This window comes from Rhabdochromatium marinum (assembly GCF_016583795.1).
Lineage (GTDB): Bacteria > Pseudomonadota > Gammaproteobacteria > Chromatiales > Chromatiaceae > Rhabdochromatium > Rhabdochromatium marinum.
In genome coordinates, this window is the sequence record NZ_NRRS01000051.1 from 1 (window position 1) to 25,881 (window position 25,881).

Genomic DNA, 25,881 nt, shown 5'->3' on the forward strand with positions numbered 1-25,881 from the left:
ATTCGACGAAACACCTGATGCGCTTCTTTGAGCAGCCCCTCAATGCTGAGATGCTTGCGGCAAAACGGCGTGCTCATCAGCACCACCCTCGCAATCTGACATTGAACGATGCCGGCCAGTCTACCGAATCAGCGCCAAAAGTTTACGAAAAACTTTTTTTGAGCCTGGGCTAACCTGCTGTTGTTACGCCGAAAATTTTTTCGGCGGGAATTGCTGACCAGGTTTGGTCAGGTCTTGCTTACACGAATCAGCTTTGACTCGGGCGGCGCTTCAGGGTTTGCAGGACTTCTTCAAGCTCCTGGCGCACCTGACGGATGATCTGGCTGCTGTGGGAGACATCCTGTTTAGCGGTGTCGCTGGAGAGCTGCTGGCGGGCCCCCCCGATGGTGAAGCCATGATCGTAGAGCAGACTGCGAATCTGTCGCACCATGAGCACGTCGTGGCGCTGGTAATAGCGCCGGTTGCCGCGGCGCTTGACGGGCTTGAGCTGGGGAAATTCCTGCTCCCAGTAGCGCAACACATGGGGTTTGACATCGCAGAGCTCGCTGACCTCACCGATAGTGAAGTAACGCTTGCCGGGGATCGGCGGCAGCTCTTCGGGGTTACTGTTCGGTTCCCGCATAAGCTTCGACCCGTGACTTGAGTTTTTGTCCGGGGCGGAAGGTGACGACGCGCCGGGCGGTGATGGGAATCTCCTCGCCGGTTTTGGGATTGCGACCGGGCCGTTCCTTTTTTTCGCGCAGGTCAAAATTGCCGAAACCGGACAATTTTACCTGTTCGCCGCGCACCAGGGCGCTGCGAATTTCTTCAAAAAACATCTCCACGACATCCTTGGCCTCGCGCTTGTTGAGGCCCAGTTCTTCGTACAGATATTCCGCCATGTCGGCCTTGGTGAGTGCCATTCATTCAACTCCTGAGTTTGGCGCCCAAATCTTGTTCCAGCCGGGCCAGTACGCGTGCCACAGCATCTTCCACGTCCTGGTCGGTCAGTGTCTGAGATTTTGCTTGTAAAATCAATCCCAAGGCAATGCTTTTTCGCTCCGAACCGATGTTTTCCCCGGCATAGACATCAAACACCAGCAGATCGCGCAGCCAATCACCGGCCGCCGCGCAGGCGCTGGCTTCAATGGCAGCATAGGGCGTGTCGCTGGCAACCAGCAGGGCTAGGTCGCGGCGAATGGAGGGGAACTTGGACAGCGGGCTGAAGGCCGGGATGCGCCCGTCAGCGAGTTGATGCAGGCGCAGCTCGAACAGATAGCTGGCTGCCGGTAGGTCGAGCTGTTTGGCCAGCGACGGATGCAGCATGCCGATCCAGCCCAGCTCGGTGCCGGCGCGCTCGATGCGGGCGCACTGACCGGGATGCAGGGCCGGGTGCGTGGCGGGAGTCAGGCTGATTTCCTGGCGTCGCCCGGTGAGCGTCAGCAGTGCTTCCAGATCGCTCTTGAGGTGATAGAAATCCACCGGTTGAGCGCTGTGACCCCATTGTTCCGGGAACAGGTCACCGATAGCCAGTGCTGCCAGCATGGGTTCCTGCTCCAGTTCGCCACCCGGTTGGATGCGAAAGCGCAGGCCGGTCTCGAACAGTCGCACGCGGGTTTGCTGACGTGCCAGGTTTTGCTGCGCGGTTTGCAACAGACCCGGCCACAGACTGCTACGCATGCTGGATAGCTCGGTGGAGATGGGGTTGCTGAGCGCCAGGGCTTGCGCCTCGGGTTCAATCAAGGCGTGCAGACTGGGGCTGATGAAGCTGTAGGTAATGGCCTCAAAATAGCCGCGTGCGATCAGTTGAGCACGCGCTTGATCGAGATCGAAATCGGCTTCGCGCGGGACGCTCATGTGCGTGGATGACTGCGCGCGGCTGGGCGGGATGCGATCATAGCCGTAAATGCGCCCCAGTTCGGCAATCAGATCCGCCTCGCGGCGCAGGTCGAAACGATGCCCTGGCACCTGCACGCGCCAGCCATCGTCAGTGTTTGTGAGTGTCAGGCCCAGCCGGGTGAGAATATCTTCAACTTCGGCCGCTTCCAGTGTAATACCGAGCAAACGCGGGATGCGCTCAAGGCGCAGTAGAATCGGCGGACGCTGCGGCTGTTCGGCTTCGGCGCGCGCGGTGACCAGGGGGCCTGGCGTGCCGCCGGTGATAGCCAACAACAGCGCGGTGGCGCGCTCAATAGCACGCGCCTGCAACTCGGGATCGACGCCGCGCTCGAAGCGATGCGAGGCATCGGTATGCAGTCCGTAGCGACGCGCGCGCCCGGCAATGGCCAGGGGAGCAAAAAAGGCGCTTTCAAACAGGATGTGCCGCGTGTGCTCAGTGACAGCGGTTGAGGCACCGCCCATGATGCCGGCCAGTGCAATGGCGCCACTGTCGTCGGCAATCACCAGGGCATCTGGATGCAGCTTAATCTGTTCCTCATTAAGCAGGGTCAATGGCTCGCCCTCATGGGCAAAGCGCACCTGAATCGGCCCCTGGAGCCGTTCGGCATCGAAGGCGTGCAGCGGCTGGCCAAGTTCCAACAGCACATAGTTGGTGACATCCACCACCGGGCTGATGGCGCGCAGGCCACAGCGGCGCAGACGTTCCTGCATCCACATCGGAGTGCGGGCGTTGGGATCGAGATCCCGCACCAGGCGACATAGATACTGGGGGCAGGCGGCAGTGGCGGTGACACTGAGCGGCCAGCGTTCCTCGCTTTCGGGTGCGATTGGATGAAAGTTTGGGCCGCTGAGCGGTAGGCGATTGAGTACGCCGACTTCCCGCGCTACTCCAGCCAGACTCAGGCAGTCGCCGCGATCTGGAGTCAGATCCAGGTCAATGGAGTGGTCATCGAGCTGCATCCAGGTGCGGAAGTCGTGACCGAGCGGCGCGTCCTCCGGTAGTACCAGGATGCCCTCGGAGGCTTCCGCCAGACCCAACTCGGCGGCCGAGCAGATCATGCCGTGGGATTCGACGCCGCGCAGCTTGGCCTTTTTAATTTTGAAGTCGCCCGGCAGGCGCGCACCGATGACCGCCACTGGTACGCGCTGCTGGGCGGCGACATTGGCAGCTCCGCAGATGATTTGCAGCGGCTCGCCGGTGCCGGTCTCCACCTGACACAGCCGCAGCTTGGCGGCGTTGGGATGCGGATCGATACTGAGCACTTGGCCAATGAAGACACCGGAAAAATCCGGGGCGACGGGCGCGACGGCATCCACCTCGAGCCCGGCCATGCTGAGTTGATCGGTGAGCGTTTGGGTGTCGATTGGCGGATCGACCCATTCGCGCAGCCAGGCTTCGCTCAATTGCATGATGGTTCTCTTAATTAAGGGCCTGGCGCTCAGGCAAACTGGGCCAGGAAGCGAAGATCGTTGTCGAAGAACAGCCGCAGGTCATCGACGCCATAGCGCAACATGGCCAGCCGCTCGACGCCCATGCCAAAGGCGTAGCCTTGGAAGCGCTCAGTGTCGATGCCGACATGGCGGAAGACTTCCGGATGGATCATGCCGCAACCGAGTATTTCCAGCCAGCCGCTGTGCTTGCAGATGCGACAGCCAGTGCCACCGCATTTGACGCATTGCACATCCACTTCTGCCGAGGGTTCGGTGAAGGGAAAGTAGGACGGGCGAAAGCGCAGCGACAGATCCGACTGCTCGAAGAAATGGCGCAAAAACTCATAGAGTACGCCTTTCAAGTCGGCAAAGGTCGCCTGTTCATCGACCAGAAACCCTTCCACCTGATGGAACATCGGTGTGTGGGTCAGATCGGAATCGCAGCGGTAAACACGTCCCGGTGCGATGATGCGCAACGGCGGCTGCCGGTTTTCCATGACGCGAATCTGCACCGGCGAGGTATGGGTGCGCAGCAGACGCCCATCCGGGAAGTAGAAGGTATCGTGCATGGCCCGTGCCGGATGCTCGGCCGGAATATTGAGAGCCTCGAAGTTATGGTAGTCGTCTTCGACTTCCGGGCCTTCGGCGGTCTCAAAGCCGGCGCTGGCAAACAGTTGCCCGATGCGGTTCATGGTGCGGGTGACCGGATGCAGTCCGCCTGGCCGCTGACCGCAGCCGGGCAGAGTGACATCGACACGCTCCCCGCTCAGGCGGGCTTCCAGAGCGGCAGCCTCTAGCCGGTGGCGCTGCTGTTCGAGCTGCTGCTGGGCCTCGGTTTTGGCCTGATTGATGGTCTGCCCGGCTTTGGGGCGTGCCTCCGGTGGCAGACGGCCGAGCTGCTTGAGCAGGGCGGTGATTTGACCGCTCTTGCCAAGATAGCGCACCCGCACTTCATCAAGCGCGGCAAGGCTCTCGGCGGCTGTGGCTTCTGCATTCAGGCGGGTGCCGAGATCGGCGAGTTGCGCACTGAGTTCACTGACATCGCTGATCGAGTTCAAACCAATCCCCTGCGGCTGTCATCTGGGTTATGTCGCTTGTTGGTGGCCATCGAAAAAGGGAAAGACCGGCGGCCTTTCCCTTCCTTGAGGCGATCCGGCCGTGGTCAGGCTAGGCGGGGAGGGCGCTCTTGGCCTGTTCAGCCAGCGCGGCAAAGGCTGGCTCGTCGTGATAGGCGAGGTCAGCGAGCATTTTGCGGTCCATCTCGATCCCGGCCTTATGCAGTCCGTCCATGAAGCGGCTGTATGACAGCCCATTCATGCGGGCGGCGGCATTGATACGGGCGATCCAAAGCGCACGAAACTGGCGTTTTTTCTGGCGCCGGTCGCGGTAAGCATATTGTCCCGCCTTGATGACGGCCTGCTTGGCGACGCGATAGACCTTGCTTCGGGCGCCGTAATAACCCTTGGCTTGGTCAAGAACTTTTTTGTGTCTGGCGTGTGCTGTTACACCGCGTTTAACTCTAGGCATGGCTTCTCTCCGGAAGTGATGTCAGGGGTGCTGAGCTGAGGCTTAGCAGTAGGGCATCATGCGTCGTGCCGCACGCTGGTCGGCCGTATGCAGCCGATGCGCCGCGCGTAACTGACGCTTCCGTTTGGTATCCTTTTTGGTCAGGATATGGCGTCGATGAGAGGCGTTGCGTTTGAAGCCGCCGCTGGCGGTGCGGGCGAAGCGTTTCGCTGCGCCGCGATTGGTTTTCATTTTGGGCATTTTTCTCTCCTTTAATACCTGTCCATGCCTGTACGCTCGACTGAGTGCTGCATGGAGGTCTTTGATGCGGCCAAACCGACGCGGAAGCCCGTTCCCGCGGGCCGCTTGTGTGACGAAACCGAAATGAACCGAAGGCCGGAGGGGTGGGATTATTTTTTCTTGGGTCCCAGCACCATCACCATTTGCCGCCCTTCCATCTGTGGCTGCTGCTCGACGACGCTCATGTCGGCTAAATCTTGTTCGACCCGACGCAGCAGCTCCAGACCCAGCTCGCGGTGGGCATGTTCGCGACCGCGAAAGCGCATGGTAACCTTGGCTTTGTCGCCATCCTGCAGAAAGCGGGTCAGATTCTTGAGCTTGACTTTGTAATCGCCCTCGTCCGTGCCGGGGCGGAACTTCATTTCCTTGACCTGAACCTGTTTTTGTTTCTTCTTGGCTTCAGACTTTTTCTTTTTCTGATCGAACAGGAAGCGGCCAAAATCCATCAAGCGACAGACCGGCGGTTCAGCGTTGGGGACGATCTCGACCAGATCGAGATTTTCCTCATTGGCTTTTTCAAGCGCGACTTTTAGGTCGACAACACCGACCTGGTCTCCATCCGCACCGATAAGTCGCACTTGGGGGACGGTGATTTCTTCATTGACGCGGTTACGTTTTGGCGCAGCGATAGCAGACTCCTCCTCAATCGTTAGCCATACACAAAAAATACGCCATTGTCAAAAGATACCTGGCGTGATCACAGAATGCAGCGGGCATCGGGGTTACAGCCGATCAACCGGGAGCAAACGCTCATCGCCGTTCGTGAACCTCGCTGGCGAGCTGCTCTGCAAAGGCGTCGATCGACAGGCTGCCGAGATCCTGGCCATTGCGATCACGCACGGCACATCCGCCGCTTTCCACCTCGCGATCACCGACGACCAGCAGGTAGGGTATCTTCTGGAGCGTGTGCTCGCGGATTTTAAAGCCGATCTTCTCGTTTCTCAAGTCCGTGATGACACGAAAGCCTTTGTCATGCAAGGTCTTCGCCGCTGCGGTCACAGCCTCGGCCTGACGATCGGTGATATTCATGATCACCGCCTGCACGGGCGCGAGCCAAACGGGCAAGGCGCCGGCGTAATGCTCGATCAGAATGCCGATGAAGCGCTCCATGGAGCCGAGAATGGCGCGATGGATCATCACTGGGGTCTGCTTGCTGTTGTCCTCGGCGATGTAGTGAGCGCCGAGTCGCCCGGGCATGGAAAAATCCACCTGAATGGTGCCGCACTGCCAAGTACGCCCGATGCTGTCGCGCAGGGTGAACTCGATCTTCGGCCCATAAAAGGCGCCTTCGCCGGGCTGCACGCGGAATTCCAGCCCCTTGTCGCGCAAGGATCGGTCCAGCGCCGCCTCGCCCTTGTCCCACAGCTCATCGGAGCCGACGCGCTTTTCAGGTCGCAGGGATAGCGCCAGCTCGATCTGGTCGAAGCCAAAGTCGCGATAGGTCTCGAACACCATGTCGATGAGCGTGGCGACCTCAGTCTGGAGTTGATCCTCGGTGCAGAACACATGGGCGTCGTCCTGGGTGAAACGGCGTGCGCGCATCAGCCCGTGCAGGGTGCCCGAGGGCTCGCTGCGATGCACCACGCCAAACTCGGCTAGTTTCAGCGGCAAGTCGCGGTAGCTGCGCAGTCCCTGATTGTACAGCTGGATATGGCCGGGGCAGTTCATCGGCTTGATGGCATAGTCGCGCTCATCAAGCTGGGTGGTGAACATATCGTCGGCAAACTTCTCCCAGTGCCCGGAGCGTTCCCACAGCGAGCGATCCAGTACCTGTGGCGTTTCGACTTCCTCGTAGCCGTATTCGTCGAGCTTCTCACGCATGTACTGCTCAACCAACCGATAGACGGTGCGGCCCTTGTGGTGCCAGAAAGCCATGCCCGGAGCTTCATCCTGAAAGTGGAACAGGTCCAGTTGGCGTCCGAGCTTGCGGTGGTCGCGCTTCTCGGCTTCTTCCAGGCGATGCAGGTAGGCTTTGAGTTCCTTTTTATCGCGCCAGGCGGTGCCATAGATGCGTTGCAACATCGGGTTGCGTGAGTCGCCGCGCCAATAGGCTCCGGCTACCTTGGTCAGCTTGAAGCCGTCGCCGAGCTTGCCGGTGCTGGGCAAATGCGGCCCGCGACAGACATCGAACCAATCGCCCTGGCGATAGATGGAAACTTCCTCACCCGCCGGGATGATGTCGTCGATAATCTCGACTTTATAGGTCTCACCCAGTTCACCGAAGACGCGCTTGGCCTCCTCGCGCTCGAGCACCTCGCGCTGAATCGGCAGATCGCGCTTGACGATCTCCTTCATGCGTTGCTCAATAGCGCCGAGATCTTCGGGCGTGAAGGGTTGCGCGCGGTCAAAGTCGTAATAGAAGCCGTTCTCGATTGCCGGGCCGATAGTGACCTGGGTGCCGGGATACAGTTCCTGCACCGCTTGCGCCATCACATGCGCAGCGTCGTGGCGCAGCAGTTCGAGCGCATCTTCGTCGCGGCGGGTGATGATCGCGACCTCGGCGTCCTCGCTGACGACAAAATTTAGGTCCACCTCGCGGCCATTGACGCGCCCGGCCAGTGCAGCCTTGGCCAGACCGGGACCAATGTCTTCAGCAATGGAGTGGAGGCTCAACGGCTGATCGAAGTGCCGTTCGGAGCCATCGGGGAGCCTGATTAGGGGCATGGAGAATCCTAATAAACTGACAGTGGTGACCGATACGCAGGGCCACATGAACAAAAAAGCCGCCAGCGCCTTGACCTGCGAGCCTTGCAGTGGTGACAACCCAAGGGATGCGACAACTGCCGGTGCAGCGAAAAAAGATCGGCTGACGGCTTGAGATGTATTGGTAGGCACGAGTGGACTCGAACCACCGACCCCCACCATGTCAAGGTGGTGCTCTAACCAACTGAGCTACGCGCCTAGCGTTAAAGCGCAGCATTATAAACGCTCTTCGCTGCACGTCAATAGTTTTTAACCGGCGTTCCTCTCAGCTCATGTTGGCCACGGTCACACCATTGCGCACGGCCCTGATGCCGGCCAGGCCCCTGGCTGGTTTCTTAGGACGTTTATCACTAAATGGCTGACAATCGCCAAATTGGTGATGATCGGATATGCCATCATGTTAGTAGCCGTTTTGAGCCAACCCTTTTAAGGTGTATAAAAAAACATTTAAGATCAATCGGTTACAAGATAGCATGATCATAAAATCCTTGAACCCAGCGATCTTGCGCAAGCACTTTGAAGCAAAATCAGGGGATTGCAAGCGGACACATTTCGCCACCTTAAAAGGGCTGCATCCTGTTGCCGAATACGAGCATTGATAATGCTGAGGAGGTGCTTGAGCGTATCCGTGTGCGGCTCGCTCAGTCCGCTGTGTCCATAGGTGAGGGGAAACAGTTCAGAGTCACCGCCTCTTTCGGCCTGGTGGCTTTTGAACCCAAGTACCAGTACCTGGATGAACTCATTAAACTCGCTGATCGAGCGCTGTATTTTGCCAAAGCTGGCGGACGCAACCGCGTTTGCCGCGCAAGCCTGGCACAGCGCTCTAATCTTCGATGCGATCCGACACCCTCGGCATGAAGAGGCTGTAAGCCAAGCAATTCGTTGCCGATCAGGTCTTAAAAAAGGCCACCAGTTCGCTCAGTTGCGCAGCCATCTGGGCCAGATGGCCGCTGGCTTCGGTGGTTTTGCGGGCTCCGAGGGCCATCTGATGGGTCTCGTCACTGATGCTGGTGATGTTGCGGTTGATTTCCTCGGCGACGGCGGATTGTTCTTCGGCGGCACTGGCAGTTTGCAGGTTCATCTCGCTGATGCGCGAGGTTGCGGTGCTGATGTTGGTCAACGCATTGCCAGCTTCGCCGGCGTGTTCCACTGCTTTGGTGGATATTTGGCTGCCGCTGTGCATGGTGGCGACAACGCGTCGCGTTGATGCCTGCAACTGACGAATGATCTGCTCGATATTCGCTGTGGAGTTGCTGGTGCGGGCGGCCAGGGTGCGCACCTCATCGGCGACGACTGCAAAGCCGCGACCCTGTTCACCGGCGCGAGCGGCTTCAATCGCGGCATTAAGCGCCAGCAGGTTGGTCTGCTCGGCAATCGAGTGAATCACTTCCAGCACCGAGCCGATTTCAACGCTGCTCGATTCCACGTCTGCCATGACTTTCGCAGCCTGGCGCACATGATCGGCCAGCTCTTCAATGGCGGCAATACTGCGCTGCACCACCTCGCTGCCCTGATGGTTGGCATCATCGGCCTCGCGCGCGGCTTCGGCCGCACCGGCGGCATTCCGTGCCACCTCTTCGACCGTGGCGGCCATTTCATTCACCGCCGTGGCTAGCTCATCAATGCGATTCTGCTCGGTATCGACACTCTGGCTGGTCTGCTCGGTGACAGTGGCGGTTTCTTCAGCCGCTGCGGCCAGATCCTGACTGGTTTGGCGAATGTGCTCGACCATGTCGCGCAACCGTAGCGTCATGCGCCCCATGGCGGCATAAACGCCGGTGTGCCGCTCCGGATCATCTAGGGTACGAGACAGATCGCCATTGGCGATGCATTCGCTGATCTCCTGCATCTCCTCGGGCTCACCACCCAAGGGGTGGGTAATACGCTGAGTGACCCGTAGGGAGAACACCACGATTCCCAGCAAGGCCGCGCTCAGCACCAGGGCCGTCACAGCGATCAGGCGATTGACCGCCGCCATGGCCTCGTCCTCGTCGATCTCTGCCACCAGCGCCCAGCGCGTTCCCTTCAACTCCAACGGTGCATAGGTCGAGAGGACTGAGTTGCCGCGATAGTCACGGATCACCTCGGTTCCGCTTTGACCGGCCAGCGCCTGCTGGGTGGCCTGGGTATCAACCCCATTGGTCTGCACCGTTCCCGCGAACGAGGCTGTCACGCTGCGGTTGTTGGGGTCGAGAAAGGAGTCGGAGCGCATGCGCTGATCAGGGCCGACCAAATAGGACTCGCCAGTCTCACCCATGCCATCACGAATGGCCATGATGCGGTTAATTGGTTCCAGCGGCAGTTGCAGCGCCACCACCAGCTCGGTCTGGCCGTCATACTTGACCGGTTGGGCGATAAAGGCTGCTGGCTGGTCATTGCTGGGGGCGTAAGGCGCATAGTCGGCAAAGCCGTAGTCACCGCTGCGCAGGACTTGGTCGAACAACTGACCGAGGTTGCTATCGGCATAGGGGCCGTCGGTCAGGTTGGTGGCGTAATCCGGTTCTTTTGCCACCGAGTAGAACACATAGCCATCCGGGTTGATCAACAGCAGGTCGTAGTAGCCATAATGATCGATATATTTGCGATAGAAATCCTCTCCGGCCAGTTGCGGGCTGAAGGCTTCGGCGACATCGATCTCAGCGAGAATGGCCCAATGCAGTCCGGCGACCTCCAGCGGCGCATAGGCCGATAACACCGGATGGTCGGCATAGCCCTGAATGACACGGGTGTCGCGGGTGCCGTTGAACGCCTCGCGTGTAGCTTTTGTGTCGATCCGACCAGTCTCTGGATCGCGGAAGGAGGCCTCAACGCTGCGCTGGTCCGCATCAAGAAAGGCATCGGAGCGCATGAGTCTGTCCGCTCCAACCAGATAGGTTTCGCCGGTTTTGCCCAGGCCAGCGCGTTCTCCCATGATGGCGTTGAGCCGGTCAATCGGAAATTGGAAAATGGCCACCCCGAGTCGTTGATTACCGTTGAAAATGGGTGTGGCGACAAAGCCGGCCGGCGCCTCGTAGGACGGGGTGTAGCGCGCGAAATCGACCAGGACCACCTCGCCCGGCGGAGCGGCGTCGGCGCGGCGGAAGGCATCGGCAAAGTTGGTCTTAGCATAGGGACCCGTTATCAGTGAGGTGGCATAGTCCAGCTCCTTAAACACCGAATAGACGATTTCGCCACTGCCGCTGTTGACCAGGAAGATGTCGTAGTAGCCGAAGGCCTCAAGATAGGAGCGAATCCAGGGATGATAGCGTCGGTGCAAAGCGCTGTAGGCCGAACCGTCACCGGGATCATCCAGGCGGTGCTTTTCGCCGAGGGGATGGGAATTCTCGCCGATGTAGAGGCTTTGCAAGGCCACGGCGGCGGCTGGTAAAGGATCGAGCAGGGCTTGCCAGTCCGGCGGTGTGCCATTGAGTTGTGCATAGCGCTGTCCGAAGTCGCCCCGATAGTAGTTCGCCAGCGTGCTGCGCAACCGCTGCACTGCGCCCGGATTGGCCGCCAGCGCCTGATCCTGCGCGGCGTATGCCGTTGTGAAGCGTTGCATCGCCTCCACAATCATGCCGTCGGAGGCAAAGGTGCGCGACTGATTCAGCACATCGGTTAGGTAGCGCTCCACGGCCGCCCCCTTGACTTCACGCGCGGCAGTTAAGCGGTTGAAGGCTTCGCTGCGCAGGGTGCCAATCAGGTCAACCAGCACGCCCATATCGCCTTTGCGTTCGTCGAAATAGCGCTCCACCTGGGCCAGCTTGATGCCGCGAATCGCCTCCAGGCGATTGAAGGCGCCTTGCTCCAGCGCCCGAGTCGCATTCCAGGTCGCGATCACAATGACCACGGTCGCTGGCAGAATGCCCACCAGCAGAAAAGAGAGGATTAATCGGTAACGCAGCGTCAAACGTCGAGGAGCAGTCTGAGTCATGGGCGTGCAAGCTCCGATGGCGTGGGGAAAGGCGGGCGATCCGGTACGCGCGAGGCGGAGCATCCAATTCAGTGCCTCACTTAAGGGATTGTAGCTGATGGGGCGTCAGCCGAATGAGGGCCTGTCAGGAATTGGCTCAGTATTTTGGTTAAAGTAATCCTTATTCGGCTCATGGAGCGGATCGATAGTGATGTGGAGGTCGCGCAAATGGATGGGGTGGCTGTACTGAACCGCATTCAAGCGGGTGAAGACTTTGTGTGTTGAGACGGTTCTGACACCCAGCAATGCTCAGTGGATTGGTGCTCGGGGTGAACAGCAGGACGCCTTTGGTTTTCACGGCCTTGATGATCCGCAGTTTCGCGCCCATGGCGGCGTGCTGGCCGTGCTGACCGATGGCATGGGCGGTTTGCATCAAGGTCGGGCGGCGGCGCAAATCGCTGCCAATCTGTTGCGCGAAACCTATGCCGCGAAACCTCCCGAAGAACCTATTCCTGCCGCCCTCGAACGTGCGCTTCAGACCGCCAACACCGCTGTCTATGAATTGGCCGTGACGTCCGATGGTGCGGGCCAGGTTGGGACCACGCTGGTTGCGGTCGTGGCACATGACAGCGGCATTCACTGGGTATCGGTCGGTGACAGTCGTCTCTACGGGTATCGGGCAGCGACTGCTGGCCTGGTGCGCTTAAGCCAGGAACACAATTATGCGGCGATTCTGCAAGCCCGGGTCGTCGCCGGTGTGCTTCAGCAGTGCGACGCGGATAAGAATCCGGACCGCGCCGCACTGATCAGCTTTATCGGTCTGGAGCGAATTCCGCGCATTGATGCCGGTACCGATCCGAGGCCACTCCAGCCCGGTGATCGCCTGCTGTTATGCAGTGACGGCATCCATGGGCGTCTGGAGGATGACGACTTGTGTCAATACATTCGTCAGCCGGCGCAACAAGCCGCCGAGGCCATCATGACCCGCGTGAAGGCGGTGGCCAAATCCACTCAGGACAATGCCACACTGGCCATTGTGGCCGCCGAGGCGTCTGTTCCAAGGCATGCAGCGGCCGGGTTGACCGCCGCTCCCTCGCCATCGCCTGCTGGATCAGCGTCACGCCAGACCCCGCCTTGGGGGCAGATGATCATCGGCTTGGGACTGGCGGTGCTGCTGGTGGTGATCGGCATTGCTATAGGCATGTCGCTGCGCGGCATGGGGCACTCGTGACCGTGAAGATCGAGAGCGGGCTGCCAGCCGGGGCCAAAAACGGTATAGTTTTGCATTCACTTAGGGGATTGATTCAGGATTTTTATGGCTACACCCGATACTCCACGCCTACTTCTGCTCGGTTCCGACGGTCAGGTCGGTTGGGAACTTTGTCGCACCCTGGCTCCGGTCGGGCAGGTGATCGCCGCTTCGCTTGAGGGCCGCCATGGCCCAGCGGTCGATTTGGCCGATGCCGCGTCGGTGCGGCGCCTGTTTGCCGAAACCGGGCCGGATGCAGTGATCAATGCCGCCGCTTATACGGCCGTGGATCGCGCCGAGAACGAGCCGGAACTGGCGATGGCCATCAATGGCGATGCCCTGGGGCTGATTGGCCATCTAGCCGCCGAGGCCGGGATTCCGGTGGTGCATTATTCGACCGATTTCGTGTTCTCCGGTGAGACCGACCGGCCGTATCGCGAGGATGATCCGGCTGAGCCGCGCAGTGTCTATGGTCAGAGCAAGCGGGAAGGGGAGAAGGCGTTGCTTGATTCCGGTGCCACGGCGCTGGTTCTGCGCACCGCCTGGGTTTATGGTGTGCGTGGCAGCAATTTTCTGCTGACCATGTTACGGCTGTTTCGCGAACGCTCTGAGTTGCGGGTGGTTGATGATCAGATTGGCACTCCGACTTGGAGCCGCATGCTGGCCGAGGTGACGGCACAGATTCTGTATCGCGCCTTTCGCGGGGATCTCTCGCTGCGCGATCATCATGGGCTCTATCATGTCACCAGTGGTGGCGCGACCTCCTGGTTTGGCTTTGCCGAGGCGATTCGCGAGGCCAGTTGTTTGCAATGTAAGGTATTGCCGATCCCAACTTCCGAGTATCCAGCGCCAGCGCCGCGTCCGGCCTACTCGGTGCTCGATACCCATAAATTCCACACCACCTTCGGCCTGGCGCTGCCCGACTGGCGTCAGGCGCTGACACTTTGCCTGGCGGATTTACAACACTAGGCTGACCCTGGACAGCCTGGACTGAGTCAGAATTCCCTTAACGGTCGATTCGCGTGCGTTAACGCGAGTGGCGAAACACCAGCTGCGGCACCTCGGTGAAGTGGCTGATGAAATGAATCCGCAGCCCGTTGCGCACATGCTCGGGGACTTCGTCGTATTCTCCCCGGTTGTCTTCGGGTAGCAGAATCTCCTTGATGCCAGCGCGGCGTGCGGCGATAAGCTTTTCGCGAATGCCGCCGACTGGAAACACCTCGCCGGTCAGGGTGATCTCGCCGGTCATGGCGATGCGCTTGACCGACTGCTCGCGGGCTAGCGAGATCAGCGCGGTGGCGATGGTCACCCCGGCCGAGGGGCCGTCTTTGGGGGTGGCGCCAGCGGGGACGTGCAGATGGATAAAGGCCTTTTCAAAGAAGTCCGGGTCAATGCCGAAATCCTTGGCGCGGCTGACTACATAGCCGTAGGCAATATCGGCCGATTCTTTCATCACATCGCCGAGCTGGCCGGTGAGCTTGAAGCCACGGGTGAAGCTGTGGGTGTGCTGCGCCTCAATGGATAGGGTGGCACCACCCATGGCGGTCCAGGCCAGACCAGTGACCACACCGGGGCCGCTGAGCTTGCGCTCGTCGCGAAACACCGGACTGCCGAGATAGTCTTTCAAATCCGCCGTGGTCACGGTAATCGGTTTGGGCGTTTCCTCCAGTAGCTTGACAGTGCACTTGCGCACGATCTTGCCGAGCTGCTTTTCGAGCCGGCGTACCCCAGCATCGCGCGCATAGCCTTCGATCAGCGCGCGCAGAGTACGACTGTCGAGCTTGATGTCACTTTTCTCCAGTCCGGCTTTAGTGATCTGACGCGGCAGCAAATATTTACGCGCGATGGCGAGCTTTTCGCTGGCGATATAGCCGGACAGTTGAATCACTTCCATGCGATCAAGCAGCGGGCCAGGAATGCTATCGGTCTGATTGGCGGTGCAGACAAAGAGCACCTTCGACAGATCAAAACGCAGATCCAGGTAGTGATCGAGAAAATCGTTGTTCTGTTCTGGATCCAGCACTTCGAGCAGCGCCGAGGCCGGGTCGCCGTGGTAGGAGGCACCGATTTTGTCGATCTCATCAAGCATGATGACCGGATTGGCGGTACCGGCGTCCTTCATGGCTTGCAGGAACTTGCCCGGCATGGCGCCGATGTAGGTGCGCCGATGGCCCTTGATCTCGGCTTCGTCGCGGATGCCGCCGACTGAGAAGCGATAGAAGCGCCGCCCCAGGGCATCGGCGATTGAGTGGCCGATGGAAGTTTTGCCCACGCCAGGCGGGCCGACCAGCAGGATGATGGAGCCGGCGATCTCGCCTTTCATGATGCCGACGGCGAGGAATTCGAGAATGCGATCCTTGACATCCTCCAGACCGTAGTGATCGCGATTCAGTACCCGGCGCGCGCGTTTGAGATTGAGCTTGTCCTTGGAGTGTTTGCCCCAGGGCAGCAGGGTGATCCAGTCGAGATAGTTGCGCGTGACCGAGTACTCGGGCGAGCCGGTTTCGAGAATCGCCAGCTTGTCCATTTCCTCATCGACCCGCTTCTGGGCTTCTTCGGTGAGCGTGAGTTTTTTCAGCCGATCCTTAAAGCGATCCACCTCAGCGGTGCGATCATCTTTGGCGATGCCGAGTTCTTTCTGAATTGCCTTGAGCTGTTCGCGCAGAAAGAACTCGCGCTGAGTTTTCTGCATCCGCTCCTCGACCGACTGGCGGATGGTCTGCTGGGCATGGGCGAGTTCCAGCTCCTTGTTCAGTAGCACCAGCACCTTTTCCATGCGCTTCATCAGCGGCACGGCTTCCAGCACTTCCTGGAGCTGGATTTTGGTCGAGGTGGTCAGGCTGGCGGCGAAGTCGGCCAGGTGCGAGGGATCATCCGGCCCGAAGCGATCAAGAAACATGCGCAGCTCTTCGACATAGAGCGGATTGAGCGGCAGCAGCTCCTTGATGGTGTTGATGATGGCCATGGCATAGGCCTTGATCTCATCCTCCGGCGTGGAGGCCGGCTCGGGCAGATAATCGACCTGAGCGGTGAAGGGCGCACGGCGGCGGGTGAAACGATTGATACGGAAGCGTTGCAGGCACTCGACCAGCACTTGCAGCTTGCCTTCAGATTCGGCGGCGCGGTGGACGCGCGCGGCAGTGCCAATCTCGCGAAAGTTCTCGACCTTGGCGGTTTCCGAGGTTTCGCTGTTGACCAGCACGATACCGAGAATCTTGTGATCCGAGTTGGCGACCGCTTCAATGGTGCGTCCCCAATGACTGGCATCCATCAACAGCGGGACGGCTTGACCGGGAAAAAACGGTCGTGAAGCGACTGGCAGCAGCGGAATCCGCCCCGGCATCACATCGCGCGTGCGCGCCAGCTTGCCACCGCTGCTGCTGCCGTCTTCGATCTCATCGCCGCTGTCGATGTCATCGCCCGAATCGGCGCCATCAATGTCTTCCATGTCTTCCATGGGGGTCGAATGGGCTTCGGATAAGAGCGGTTCCGCTTCAGAGGACTCGTCCGTGGAGTGCTCGGTGTCTTCTTCCGGGGGGGAGATCGGGGTCGGTTCGCCGTCGCCGCTGTCCTGATGATGCATACAATCTCTCTAGCTTGAGGCTGGTTGCAGGTAAGCGTGCCAATTTCAGGGTTGAGTCCCGAGATTGCAAGCTTGGTTGGCCAGACGGGCAAAATCGCCAACGCTGAGCGTCTCGGCGCGCGCGCCGGGGTCGATGCCAGCTTGCTCGAACACGGGTGGCGTGATCCACTGACGCAGGCTGTTGCGCAGCGTCTTGCGTCGTTGCGCGAAGGCCGCTGCCACCAGTGTGGCATGCTGCGCGGGATCCAACAGCTTAACCGGTGCACAGGCCGGGATGCGCAGCCGCAGCAGGGCCGAGTCAACACTGGGCGCCGGCTTGAAGGCACCCGGGCCGATGAGAAACAGGCGGGTGGCCTCGCACCGGCTTTGCACCATGACCGATAAGCGCCCGTAAACCTTACTGCCGGGAGCGGCGACGATGCGCTCGACCACCTCTTTTTGCAGCATCAGGTGCAGATCCTGGATAACTGCGGCCTGGCTAAGCAGGTGAAATAACAGTGGGGTTGAGATGTTATAGGGCAGGTTGCCGATGATACGCAGGGCGCGGCCCTGGTGCAGAGCGTGGAAGTCAAAGCTGAGTGCGTCGGCCTGATGCAGACGCAGAGCGCCCAGCGCGGCGCAGTGCTGGCGCAGCGGTTCGATCAGATCGCGATCCAGCTCAATGGCGTCGAGTTGGCCGCTGGCGCTGAGCAGCCTGCGGGTGAGGGCGCCCTGGCCGGGGCCAATTTCAACCAGCGCATCCTTGGGTTGTGGATTGATGGCGGCGAGGATGCGCTGGATGACGCCAGGATCGTGCAGAAAGTTCTGGCCGAAGCGCTTGCGCGCCCGGTGTTCTGGGGGATGTCCTGAGACAGTCGGCTCCGGTGGTCTGTTCAAGGTGATGCGGGGAGCTAGTCGGGCCTTTACTGCATGATAAAGGCGGTGAAATAGAGATCCTCAATGGCGGGTTTGTCGGCGTAGCCGGTCAGCAGTTCGCGCAGCACTTCCAGGGTTTCCTTGCGCAGTTCCTCGCGGCCCTCGGGGGTTTGCAGCACATCCATGTCGCGACCGCCATAAAGACTGATCAGCTTATCCCGCACGGCGGGGTCGTACTGCTGAATGATACTGTTATCATCGGCGGTGAGGACGTAGAAGTCGATCTCCACGCGCAGGAACCTGGGCACACTGGGGTCGGCGAGGTTGACGATCAGGTAGGGGCCCATGGCGACATAGCCAGGATAGTTATTCATCATCCTGAGCGGCTGGGCCTGGAGCTGTGCCAGTGGCAGCAGCAGTGCCAACAGCAGGGCAGGGAGCATGCTCAGGGATCGCTTGCCGCTGCCGGAGCGGCGGTTGAGTCGAGACGGAAGGCGGTGGGTGAATCCGTGAATCATGGTGCAAGGTTCGTGGTGGAAGTGGTCTTGTGCCTGGAGCAGTCTTGTGTCTGGATCAATAGCTTAGCAGGCTGGGCGTTCAAGCTCAAAACGGCAGCCAGCGCTTCAACTTCCAGACGGCCTCTCAGTGGGCAGCCTATTATTTCAAAACAGCGGGATTTGTGATTGAATCGTTGCAGCAATCCCTGCATGAGAACCATTGCATGAGATTTGATGGCTCAATGCAACGACGGCTGGTTCGAGGGCTGCCTTATGTACAACAACAGGAGCGTGCTGGCGTGTGTCTCGGTATTCCGATGCAAATCAAAGAGCTCAATGGCCTGGTCGCGCGTTGTGAGGCGAAGGGCGTTGAGCGTGAAGCGAATCTGCTGATGCTGATGCATGAGGAACTCGCGGTGGGGGATTATCTTGTAGTGCATCTCGGCCGTGCCATTGAGCGCGTCAGCGCAGAAGATGCGGCGACGGCCTGGGCGCTCTATGATGAAATGCTTGCGGCGATGGATGCGGGTGCGCCGGCGCCTGTGATCAACTCATCGGAGACTTCGATTGAACGAGACGAATGAATCAGGCCCAGTTTCGGAGCAGACTTCGGGGCAGGCTCCAGTTCAGACACCGACCCAGGCATCGAGTCAGACGCCGAGTCAGCCACTGAAGCGTACGGTGTTTTTCGCTTCCGAAAGCACCGGCATCACTGCTGAGACTCTGGGGCAAAGCCTGCTGTCACAGTTTGATGGGGTGGAGTTTGAAGAAGTCTACATGCCCTATATCAATACCGAGGCGCGTGCTCATGCGTTAACGATACGCATGCAGGAAGCCAGTGAGCGCGATGGTGCGCGTCCGATTTGCGTGGCGACCATGCTCGATGAGCGCATCGGTGCGATCCTGCGCGGCGGACATTGCTTTTATATCGAGGTGTTTGAGCACTTTGTTGCGCCTCTCGGGGCTGAACTCGGCTTGGTTCCCAGTCGCGAGTCAGGGCGCAGTCACGCCATTACCAAGCCGAGTTACTACACCAAGCGTATTGAGGCGATCAATTTCGCCATGAATAACGATGACGGAGTGCGACCGAGCAGTTTTCGCCACGCCGATGTTGTGCTCACCGGCGTGTCGCGCTCCGGCAAGACCCCAACCTGCCTGTATTTGGCCATGCATTATGGGCTGCGCGCGGCCAATTATCCCATCACCGAACCGGATCTCGAACGTGGCGATCTGCCGGAGGAAGTGCGCGAGATGCGCTCGAAGCTGTTTGGCTTGACCATTGATGTGCAGCGTTTGCAGCGCATCCGCGAGGAGCGTCGCCCCGGTAGCGATTATGCCTCCGTGCGTCGCTGTCAGCAGGAGTTGCGCGCGGCCACGGAGATGTTCAAACGCTTGCGCATTCCGGTGATGAATACCACCAGTCAGTCCATTGAGGAAATCGCCGCCCAGATTCTGCGCCAGATGAAAAACGCGCCCGACAATGGTGATTGAGTCCTGAGTCCCGGCATAACTTAGCTTGCCAACCCCGCCGGCGGGCGGCGAAAATAGCGCTATTCGCGGTGCCGACTGATGGGCGACCGCCCCTGTTTTTGGAGACTCACCTCATGCAACTGACCATGCTGAAAAGCAAACTACACCGCGCCCGCGTGACCCATGCGGAGCTGGAATACGAAGGCTCCTGCGCGATTGATGCCAAGCTCATGGAGCTCGGCGGGATTCTGGAGTTTGAACAGCTGCACATCTATAACCTGGCCAATGGGGAGCGCTTTAGCACCTATGCCATTCCGGCTGAGCCGGGCTCACGCATTATTTCCGTCAATGGTGCCGCTGCTCACAAGGCCGCTCCGGATGATCGCCTGATTATCTGCACCTATATCGCCCTGACCGAAGTCGAGGCGCGCATGCATCAGCCCAAGCTGGTCTATTGCAACGCGCGCAACGAGGTGACGGGCACCGGCCATAAGATTACCGCGCAGGCGGCTTGATCGTAACGGCGCTCTCAGCACCAAGCCACGCTCAGAGCCAAGGGCGCCCCCCCTAGGGCTAGATCAGGTTTCAGGCCAGGGCGCGCTCCAGATTCTGCCGGGCTTCCAGTGCGTCGGCATAATAGTGCTGGTACTGGCGCGCGCTGGCTTCCCAGCTAATATCCTGCTCCATGCCGGCGCGCATGCGCGCGCGCCAAGCGTCTTGGTTGTTGTGCCAAAGATCGACCGCTTCGCGTACCTTGTGGCACAGGGCCTCGGCGCTCGGTTCCTCAAACAGAAACCCGGTCGCCGGCCCCCGGTCGCCGTCGCTCACGGTATCGGCCAGTCCGCCGGTGCGGCGCACAATGGGCACGCAGCCATAGCGCAGGCTGTACATTTGGTTCAGCCCGCAGGGCTCAAAGCGCGACGGCATCAGGAAGGCATCACAGCCGGCCTCAATCAGATGGGCGCGCCCCTCGTCATAGCCTACATAGGTGCCGACCCGATCCGGATGAGCTTCGGCCACCCGCTTGAGCATCAGTTCCAGATTGGCTTCCCCCGAGCCTTGCATCACCACCTGCACTCGCGGGTCTTCCAGTAACCACGGCAGCATTTCGACAATCAGATCCACGCCTTTTTGCTCCACCAGGCGGCCGATGTACCCCAGCACAAAGGTATGCTCGTTGCGCGGCAGATCGAACAAGCGTTGCAGTTCCAGCTTGTTGCCGGCCTTCAGGTGCAGGCGTTCAGTGTCATAGGGTTGGGTCAGCGCTGGATCAGTGGCCGGATTCCAGGTGTGATAGTCAATGCCATTGAGAATGCCCTGGAAGCGCCCGCCGATCTGGCGCAGCAGACCGTCGAGCCCGCAGCCGTGCTGGCTGGTGCGCACTTCATCGGCATAGGTGGGACTGACGGTATTGACCCGATCAGCGAAGATGATGCCGCCCTTGATGAAGGACAGGCGCTGATGGAATTCGAGTCCCGCTACGGACCAGAGCGCCGGCGGCAGTTTCAGTCGGTCGAAGGTGGCGCGGTCGAACAGCCCTTGATAGGCTAAGTTATGAATGGTGAACACCGTGGCCGGGCGCTCTTCGCGATCGCGCATCAGGGCTGGCGCCAGAGCGGTTTGCCAGTCGTTGCAATGCAGCAGTTGCGGGCGCCAGTTGAGCGCCGGCACCCCCATGGCCACCGTGGCCACCGCCCAGCTGAACAGCAGGAACCGCTCGGCATTGTCGCCCCAGTCCCGTCCGCTGACATCGGTGTACGGATTGCCCTCGCGACAGAAATGCTCAGGGGCATCGACCAGATAGACCGGCAGATCCCGATCCGGCATGAAGCCGCTGAGCAGGCGTACCGGACTCAATGCACCAGGAAGGCGCAGTTCGCAGGCGGTCCGCAGTTCGCGCACCTGTTTCAGTGCGCGCGGATAGGCGGGCAGAATCAGCCGGGCATCGTGGCCGAGGGAGCGCAGAGCCACCGGCAGGCTCCCGGCGACATCCGCCAGTCCGCCCGTCTTGATGAGTGGCAGAGCTTCGCTGCTGGCAAAGAGCACATCAAAGCTCGTTGCAGCCTCGTCCGCGCGTTCTCGAAGGATGCTCATAATAAGAACCAATCCCCAACAGTTAAAATCGAGGCTGCCCGCCGCCTGCGGTGCTTGCGCCAGACAGGGCCGGAAGGTTGACAGACTCGGGAATCAATGGATAGTGACGCCTCACAAGGTAGCACATCGACACGGTCGTTGCGTCGGGTACGCCGGCGGCCGGTGCTGATGCAACAATAAAGCAAAAACCGCTCCACATTCGACCTCGGACTGACCGTCAATGCCCCGCTGGAGACGCTCATGACCCTCGCGCCCGCTGTCACAGGTGGCTCGCCCTGCACCCTGGTAATTTTTGGCTCAACCGGAAATCTCTCCCAAATCAAATTATTGCCCGCGCTCTATCAGCTGGAGCGCGGCGGTCACCTGGCCGACGCCACGCGCATCCTTGGCTTTGGGCGTCGCGACTGGTCAGATGATGAGTGGCGCAGCGAGGTGCGACGGATGCTCGCCGAACAAGTCACCAAGCCGGGACAGCCGATCGAAACCGATGTCACCGAGCGGCTCCTGGCACGGCTGCACTTTATCCAGGGCGACCTGCGCGAGGCGTCCGCCTTTACCCGGCTGGCCGAGCGCTTGCGCGCTCAGGACGATCTGCCAGCCAATCGGGTGTTTTATTTGGCCATTGCTCCCGAGTTCTACGGCGAGGTGGCCGATCAACTGGCTGCACAGGGATTGGCTGCGGAAACTGATGGCTGGGTGCGTCTGGTGGTCGAGAAGCCCTTTGGCTATGACCTGGAGAGCGCGGGCATCCTGGATCGGCGGTTGCGACGCCACTTTCAGGAGCATCAGCTCTATCGCATCGATCATTATCTCGGCAAGAATACCGTGCAGAATGTACTGGTGTTTCGCTTCGCCAATCTGCTGCTCGAACCGCTGTGGAACCGCAATTATATCGATCATGTGCAGATTACTCATGCCGAAAGTCGGGGCATCGGCCAGCGCGCCGGTTTCTATGACGGTGTCGGCGCGCTGCGCGACATGATCCAGAGCCATCTGCTGCAACTGCTCACCCTGGTGGCCATGGAACCGCCGCCGAGTCTGGATGCCGAGGCGCTGCGCGATGAGAAGGTCAAGGTGCTGCGCTCCATCCGTCCGATCGCGCGCCAAGCGGTGCATGCCCAGGCGTTTCGCGCCCAGTATCGCGCCGGGACGGGCGCGGGAGACGGCGAGCGCTGGCCCGGCTACCTGGACGAGCCGGGTGTTGATCCGCGCAGCAGCACCGAGACCTATGCGGCACTCAAGCTCTATATCGACAATTGGCGCTGGCGCAATGTGCCCTTTTATCTGCGCACCGGCAAGCGCCTGGCCGCAACCCAGTCGCTGATCGCGATTCGCTTTCGCCATCCACCGCAGCAGTTATTCCAACATACCCCCATTGAGCAGTTGCAACCCAACTGGCTGCTACTCAGCATTCAGCCCAATGAGTGCATGCGTTTCGAACTCCAGGTCAAGGAGCCGGGGCTGGAAATGCGCACCCAGACCGAGCGTCTGGATGCCAGCACTTGCACCCTGGGGCGCGATCAGATTGACGCCTATCAGGCCTTGATTCTCGACGTGATCGCCGGTGATCATTCGTTGTTTCTGCGCTCCGATGAGGTCGATCATGCCTGGCGGGTGGTGGATCCGGTGATTAAACTTTGGGCCACTGAACGCGAGTTCATCCACACCTATCCGGCTGGCAGCTGGGGACCAGGCGAAGCCAACCGGCTGTTCGACAAGGACGATCAGGACTGGCGCAACGGGCTGGACCACTGATGTATTCCCTCACCCCTTAAACAGTTAAGAGACCTCCGAAACATACCATGGCACTGATCAACACCACCCCCGCCTGGCAGGCATTAAGCGACCACTGGCAGCAGATGCAACTGCAACACATGCGTGAGCTGTTCGCGCAGGATAGCGAGCGTGCTGCGCGCATGACCCGCAGCGCCGCCGGTATTTATCTCGACTACTCCAAAAACATCGTTACCGAAGACACCCTGGCGCTGCTGCGCGAGCTGGCCCGCACCGCCGGCTTGGAGGCGCAACGCGCGCGCATGTTTGCCGGTGAAGCGATCAACAGCACCGAGGGCCGCGCGGTGTTGCATATCGCACTGCGCAATCGCGCCAACACGCCCATTCAGGTCGCCGGTGAGGATGTGATGCCGGGAGTCAATGCGGTACTGGAGCAGATGGAAACCTTCGTCAATCAGGTGCGCAGCGGCGAATGGACCGGCTTTACCGGCAAGCGCATCACCGATGTGGTCAACATCGGCATCGGCGGCTCCAATCTTGGTCCCAAGATGGTCTGCACGGCGCTTAAGCCCTATCAGCGTGAGGATCTGCGCCTGCATTTTGTCTCCAACATCGACGGCACCCATCTGTCAGAAACCGTCAAGGCGCTCAACCCGGAAACCACCCTCTTTGTGATCGCCTCCAAGACCTTCACCACCATGGAGACCATGACCAACGCCCAGAGCGCGCGGCGCTGGCTGGTTGATTTGCTCGGCGATGAATCCGCCGTGGCACACCACTTTGTCGCTGTGTCCACCAATGCCGCCAAGGTTGAAGCTTTTGGCATTGACACCCAGCAGATGTTCGGATTCTGGGACTGGGTCGGTGGGCGCTATTCGCTGTGGTCGGCCATTGGCCTGCCGATCGCGCTGGCGATTGGCTTTGATAACTTCGTCGAACTGCTCGAAGGTGCGCATGAGATGGACAACCATTTCCGCACCGCGCCGCTGGAGGAGAATCTGCCGGTCATCATGGCCCTGCTCGGGGTCTGGTACATCAACTTTGCCGGTGCCAAGACCCAGGCCATCTTGCCCTATGATCAGTATCTGGAGCATTTCGCGGCCTATTTTCAGCAGGGCGACATGGAGAGCAACGGCAAGCATGTGACCCTGGAGGGCACGCGGGTGGACTATGCCACCGGCCCCATTGTCTGGGGCCAGCCCGGCACCGATGGCCAGCACGCCTTCTATCAGCTCATCCACCAGGGCACCGAACTAATTCCCTGTGATTTTATCGCTCCGGTGCACAGCCACAACCCGCTGGGTGACCATCATCTCAAGCTGATTGCCAACTGCCTGGCCCAGACCGAAGCCCTGATGCGTGGGCGCAGTGCTGAAGAAGCCCTGGAGGGCATGCTTGCCGCTGGCATGCGGCGCGAAGAGGCCGAGCGCCTGGCCCCGCACCGTCAGTTCGACGGCAACCGCCCGACCAATACCCTGTTTGTTGAAGAAGTCAGTCCCCGCACCCTGGGCGCCCTGATTGCACTCTACGAGCACAAGATTTTCTGTCAGGGCGTTATCTGGGGGGTCAATTCATTCGACCAGTGGGGCGTGGAACTCGGCAAACAACTCGCCAGCATCATCCTCAAGGAACTCGAACAGGGCCGAGTGATGGTTGAGCATGACAGCTCCACCCGCGCCTTACTCGACTACTATCTGAAAAACCGCTGAGGCAACCGCGATTCCGTAGGTGATGTGTCAAATTTGTGCATGGCATCGACAAGACTGCTTACAAATGGTTGAGGATGACCATGCACAATTTTACAACACCTGCAATGACTCCTATTGTGGATGTCAAAGTGGCTTGACCGAGGCTCCTGCCCTTTCGACGCCAGTTTGTGATCAAAGGCTTTCAGACTGGACTCAGCCTTCGGATCAAATCGGTACTTCTCGCAGAATTCCAGGAAGAACCGCAGTCACCGGTAGAAATGCAGTCGATGATTCGCACTGACCCCCGCTGTCGTTAGCTTCTCATCGAACCTTGCTGCAAGCGTTGCAGGAATTTGCAGCATTCGCCAACTCGCTGATGGATAATAAACGATATCAGCATGTTATCCCGCAGCTGGTAGGTTATCCAGAGATCTTGCAGGTTTATCCGTTGCGTGCTAGTGTTATCCAGAAACCATATAATCACTGGTTAGGTTTTTGAGAATCGAAATATGGAATGGCTAACCGAAAACAGAGACTGGTTCTTTTCTGGTGCAGGTATCTTCATCGCAAGTTCAGTTGCCAGTCTTCTATCTGTGTTCGTCACTTTGTGGTGGAAATCACGCTCAGAGAGAAAGCGACGAAAAAAGCTGCGCATATCTCAAATGCTCAATAAGTTTTCTTCGCCCACTTCCGAGAAATCCGCAAATGTAGAACCGGAACATTTCAAAGTGTCCTATAAAGGCACCGAGTACGAGAATCTTACGGTTTATTATTTATCTGTAATGAATGTAGGTTCGCCAGCGATAGAAAATCAACGAATTCACGTGGTCTTGCCAAAAAACGCAAAAATAATCGAAACTATCCAAGAAAAAAGTCTTAAACCGCGCCTAACCTGGAATACGTAGTTTTTCTTCCTCTGGGTCGAGGGCGATCTTTACCCACAGGCGATCCGCTACTTCAAAGACGTTGCGGTTGATGTTCTTGGCGAATTGATGCACGCGCTG

The 25,881-nt window shown here is 59.5% G+C and carries 22 protein-coding genes and 1 tRNA gene; 9 read left to right on the forward strand and 14 right to left on the reverse strand.

What is annotated here, in order from left to right:
- Positions 1 to 247: 247 nt before the first annotated feature.
- The 9 genes from CKO36_RS13365 to CKO36_RS13405 all read right to left on the reverse strand — a co-directional run bounded on the left by CKO36_RS13365 (position 248) and on the right by CKO36_RS13405 (position 8,017).
- Positions 248 to 622 carry a MerR family transcriptional regulator gene (locus tag CKO36_RS13365; protein ID WP_200284560.1) on the reverse strand — a complete coding sequence of 125 codons (375 nt, stop codon included), beginning with the start codon at positions 620 to 622 and terminating at the stop codon, positions 248 to 250.
- Positions 603 to 902, reverse strand: coding sequence for an integration host factor subunit alpha (gene ihfA / locus CKO36_RS13370; RefSeq protein WP_200284561.1), 300 nt, complete (start codon positions 900 to 902; stop codon positions 603 to 605). Before ihfA ends, CKO36_RS13365 begins: the two co-directional genes overlap by 20 nt.
- 4 nt (positions 903 to 906) lie before the next feature.
- The gene (gene pheT / locus CKO36_RS13375) at positions 907 to 3,288 is read right to left on the reverse strand and encodes a phenylalanine--tRNA ligase subunit beta (RefSeq protein WP_200284562.1); all 2,382 of its coding nucleotides are present in this window, start codon (positions 3,286 to 3,288) and stop codon (positions 907 to 909) included.
- 29 nt (positions 3,289 to 3,317) lie between these two features.
- Positions 3,318 to 4,307, reverse strand: coding sequence for a phenylalanine--tRNA ligase subunit alpha (pheS, locus tag CKO36_RS13380; protein WP_242469607.1), 990 nt, complete (start codon positions 4,305 to 4,307; stop codon positions 3,318 to 3,320).
- A 169-nt stretch (positions 4,308 to 4,476) separates the two neighbouring features.
- On the reverse strand, positions 4,477 to 4,836 hold the full coding sequence (gene rplT / locus CKO36_RS13385) for a 50S ribosomal protein L20 (RefSeq protein WP_200284564.1): 360 nt from the start codon (positions 4,834 to 4,836) through the stop codon (positions 4,477 to 4,479).
- Positions 4,837 to 4,878: 42 nt separating this feature from the next.
- Positions 4,879 to 5,076 (reverse strand): 50S ribosomal protein L35, encoded by a 198-nt coding sequence (gene rpmI, locus CKO36_RS13390; protein WP_200284565.1) that lies wholly within the window; start codon positions 5,074 to 5,076, stop codon positions 4,879 to 4,881.
- 149 nt (positions 5,077 to 5,225) lie between these two features.
- Complete coding sequence (gene infC / locus CKO36_RS13395; RefSeq protein WP_476705513.1) at positions 5,226 to 5,762, reverse strand: translation initiation factor IF-3; 537 nt, start codon at positions 5,760 to 5,762, stop codon at positions 5,226 to 5,228.
- A gap of 103 nt (positions 5,763 to 5,865) precedes the next feature.
- On the reverse strand, positions 5,866 to 7,779 hold the full coding sequence (gene thrS / locus CKO36_RS13400) for a threonine--tRNA ligase (protein WP_200284566.1): 1,914 nt from the start codon (positions 7,777 to 7,779) through the stop codon (positions 5,866 to 5,868).
- A gap of 161 nt (positions 7,780 to 7,940) precedes the next feature.
- Positions 7,941 to 8,017 (reverse strand) — tRNA-Val (locus CKO36_RS13405).
- Positions 8,018 to 8,397: 380 nt separating this feature from the next.
- Here CKO36_RS13405 and CKO36_RS13410 point away from each other — a divergent pair.
- A complete protein-coding gene (locus CKO36_RS13410; protein ID WP_200284567.1) occupies positions 8,398 to 8,676 on the forward strand; it encodes a GGDEF domain-containing protein in 279 nt (92 codons plus the stop codon).
- 31 nt (positions 8,677 to 8,707) lie between these two features.
- Here the strand turns inward: CKO36_RS13410 and CKO36_RS13415 are convergent, their stop codons facing one another.
- On the reverse strand, positions 8,708 to 11,728 hold the full coding sequence (locus tag CKO36_RS13415; protein ID WP_200284569.1) for a methyl-accepting chemotaxis protein: 3,021 nt from the start codon (positions 11,726 to 11,728) through the stop codon (positions 8,708 to 8,710).
- A gap of 244 nt (positions 11,729 to 11,972) precedes the next feature.
- Between CKO36_RS13415 and CKO36_RS13420 the strand changes: the two genes are divergently transcribed.
- Positions 11,973 to 12,938, forward strand: coding sequence for a protein phosphatase 2C domain-containing protein (locus CKO36_RS13420; RefSeq protein WP_200284570.1), 966 nt, complete (start codon positions 11,973 to 11,975; stop codon positions 12,936 to 12,938).
- An 84-nt stretch (positions 12,939 to 13,022) separates the two neighbouring features.
- The gene (gene rfbD / locus CKO36_RS13425) at positions 13,023 to 13,925 is read left to right on the forward strand and encodes a dTDP-4-dehydrorhamnose reductase (RefSeq protein ID WP_200284572.1); all 903 of its coding nucleotides are present in this window, start codon (positions 13,023 to 13,025) and stop codon (positions 13,923 to 13,925) included.
- Between the two features lie 58 nt (positions 13,926 to 13,983).
- Here the strand turns inward: rfbD and lon are convergent, their stop codons facing one another.
- The 3 genes from lon to CKO36_RS13440 are packed head-to-tail and all read right to left on the reverse strand — an operon-like array spanning position 13,984 to position 17,912.
- Entirely contained in the window at positions 13,984 to 16,539 is a 2,556-nt protein-coding gene (gene lon / locus CKO36_RS13430) for an endopeptidase La (RefSeq protein WP_420826330.1), read from the reverse strand.
- Positions 16,540 to 16,584: 45 nt separating this feature from the next.
- Positions 16,585 to 17,415 carry a 16S rRNA (adenine(1518)-N(6)/adenine(1519)-N(6))-dimethyltransferase RsmA gene (gene rsmA, locus CKO36_RS13435; RefSeq protein ID WP_200284574.1) on the reverse strand — a complete coding sequence of 277 codons (831 nt, stop codon included), beginning with the start codon at positions 17,413 to 17,415 and terminating at the stop codon, positions 16,585 to 16,587.
- A gap of 26 nt (positions 17,416 to 17,441) precedes the next feature.
- On the reverse strand, positions 17,442 to 17,912 hold the full coding sequence (locus CKO36_RS13440; RefSeq protein WP_200284576.1) for a flagellar basal body-associated FliL family protein: 471 nt from the start codon (positions 17,910 to 17,912) through the stop codon (positions 17,442 to 17,444).
- Positions 17,913 to 18,073: 161 nt separating this feature from the next.
- On the opposite strand from CKO36_RS13440, the gene CKO36_RS13445 reads away from it, so the two are divergent.
- From CKO36_RS13445 to panD, 3 genes are all read left to right on the forward strand, one after another.
- A complete protein-coding gene (locus CKO36_RS13445; RefSeq protein WP_338053481.1) occupies positions 18,074 to 18,475 on the forward strand; it encodes a HypC/HybG/HupF family hydrogenase formation chaperone in 402 nt (133 codons plus the stop codon).
- An 85-nt stretch (positions 18,476 to 18,560) separates the two neighbouring features.
- The gene (locus tag CKO36_RS13450; protein WP_200284601.1) at positions 18,561 to 19,382 is read left to right on the forward strand and encodes a pyruvate, water dikinase regulatory protein; all 822 of its coding nucleotides are present in this window, start codon (positions 18,561 to 18,563) and stop codon (positions 19,380 to 19,382) included.
- A gap of 113 nt (positions 19,383 to 19,495) precedes the next feature.
- Positions 19,496 to 19,876 (forward strand): aspartate 1-decarboxylase, encoded by a 381-nt coding sequence (panD, locus tag CKO36_RS13455; protein WP_200284585.1) that lies wholly within the window; start codon positions 19,496 to 19,498, stop codon positions 19,874 to 19,876.
- 70 nt (positions 19,877 to 19,946) lie between these two features.
- Here panD and glgA read toward each other — a convergent pair whose 3' ends face one another.
- Complete coding sequence (glgA, locus tag CKO36_RS13460; protein WP_200284587.1) at positions 19,947 to 21,455, reverse strand: glycogen synthase GlgA; 1,509 nt, start codon at positions 21,453 to 21,455, stop codon at positions 19,947 to 19,949.
- Between the two features lie 240 nt (positions 21,456 to 21,695).
- Here glgA and zwf point away from each other — a divergent pair, with 240 nt between their 5' ends.
- The 3 genes from zwf (at position 21,696) to CKO36_RS13475 (ending at position 25,782) form a co-directional block, all read left to right on the forward strand.
- On the forward strand, positions 21,696 to 23,210 hold the full coding sequence (gene zwf, locus CKO36_RS13465; protein WP_200284589.1) for a glucose-6-phosphate dehydrogenase: 1,515 nt from the start codon (positions 21,696 to 21,698) through the stop codon (positions 23,208 to 23,210).
- Between the two features lie 47 nt (positions 23,211 to 23,257).
- A complete protein-coding gene (gene pgi, locus CKO36_RS13470) occupies positions 23,258 to 24,898 on the forward strand; it encodes a glucose-6-phosphate isomerase (RefSeq protein WP_200284591.1) in 1,641 nt (546 codons plus the stop codon).
- 488 nt (positions 24,899 to 25,386) lie between these two features.
- Positions 25,387 to 25,782, forward strand: a complete 396-nt coding sequence (locus CKO36_RS13475; RefSeq protein WP_200284593.1) for a hypothetical protein — start codon at positions 25,387 to 25,389, stop codon at positions 25,780 to 25,782.
- Positions 25,783 to 25,881 lie beyond the last annotated feature (99 nt).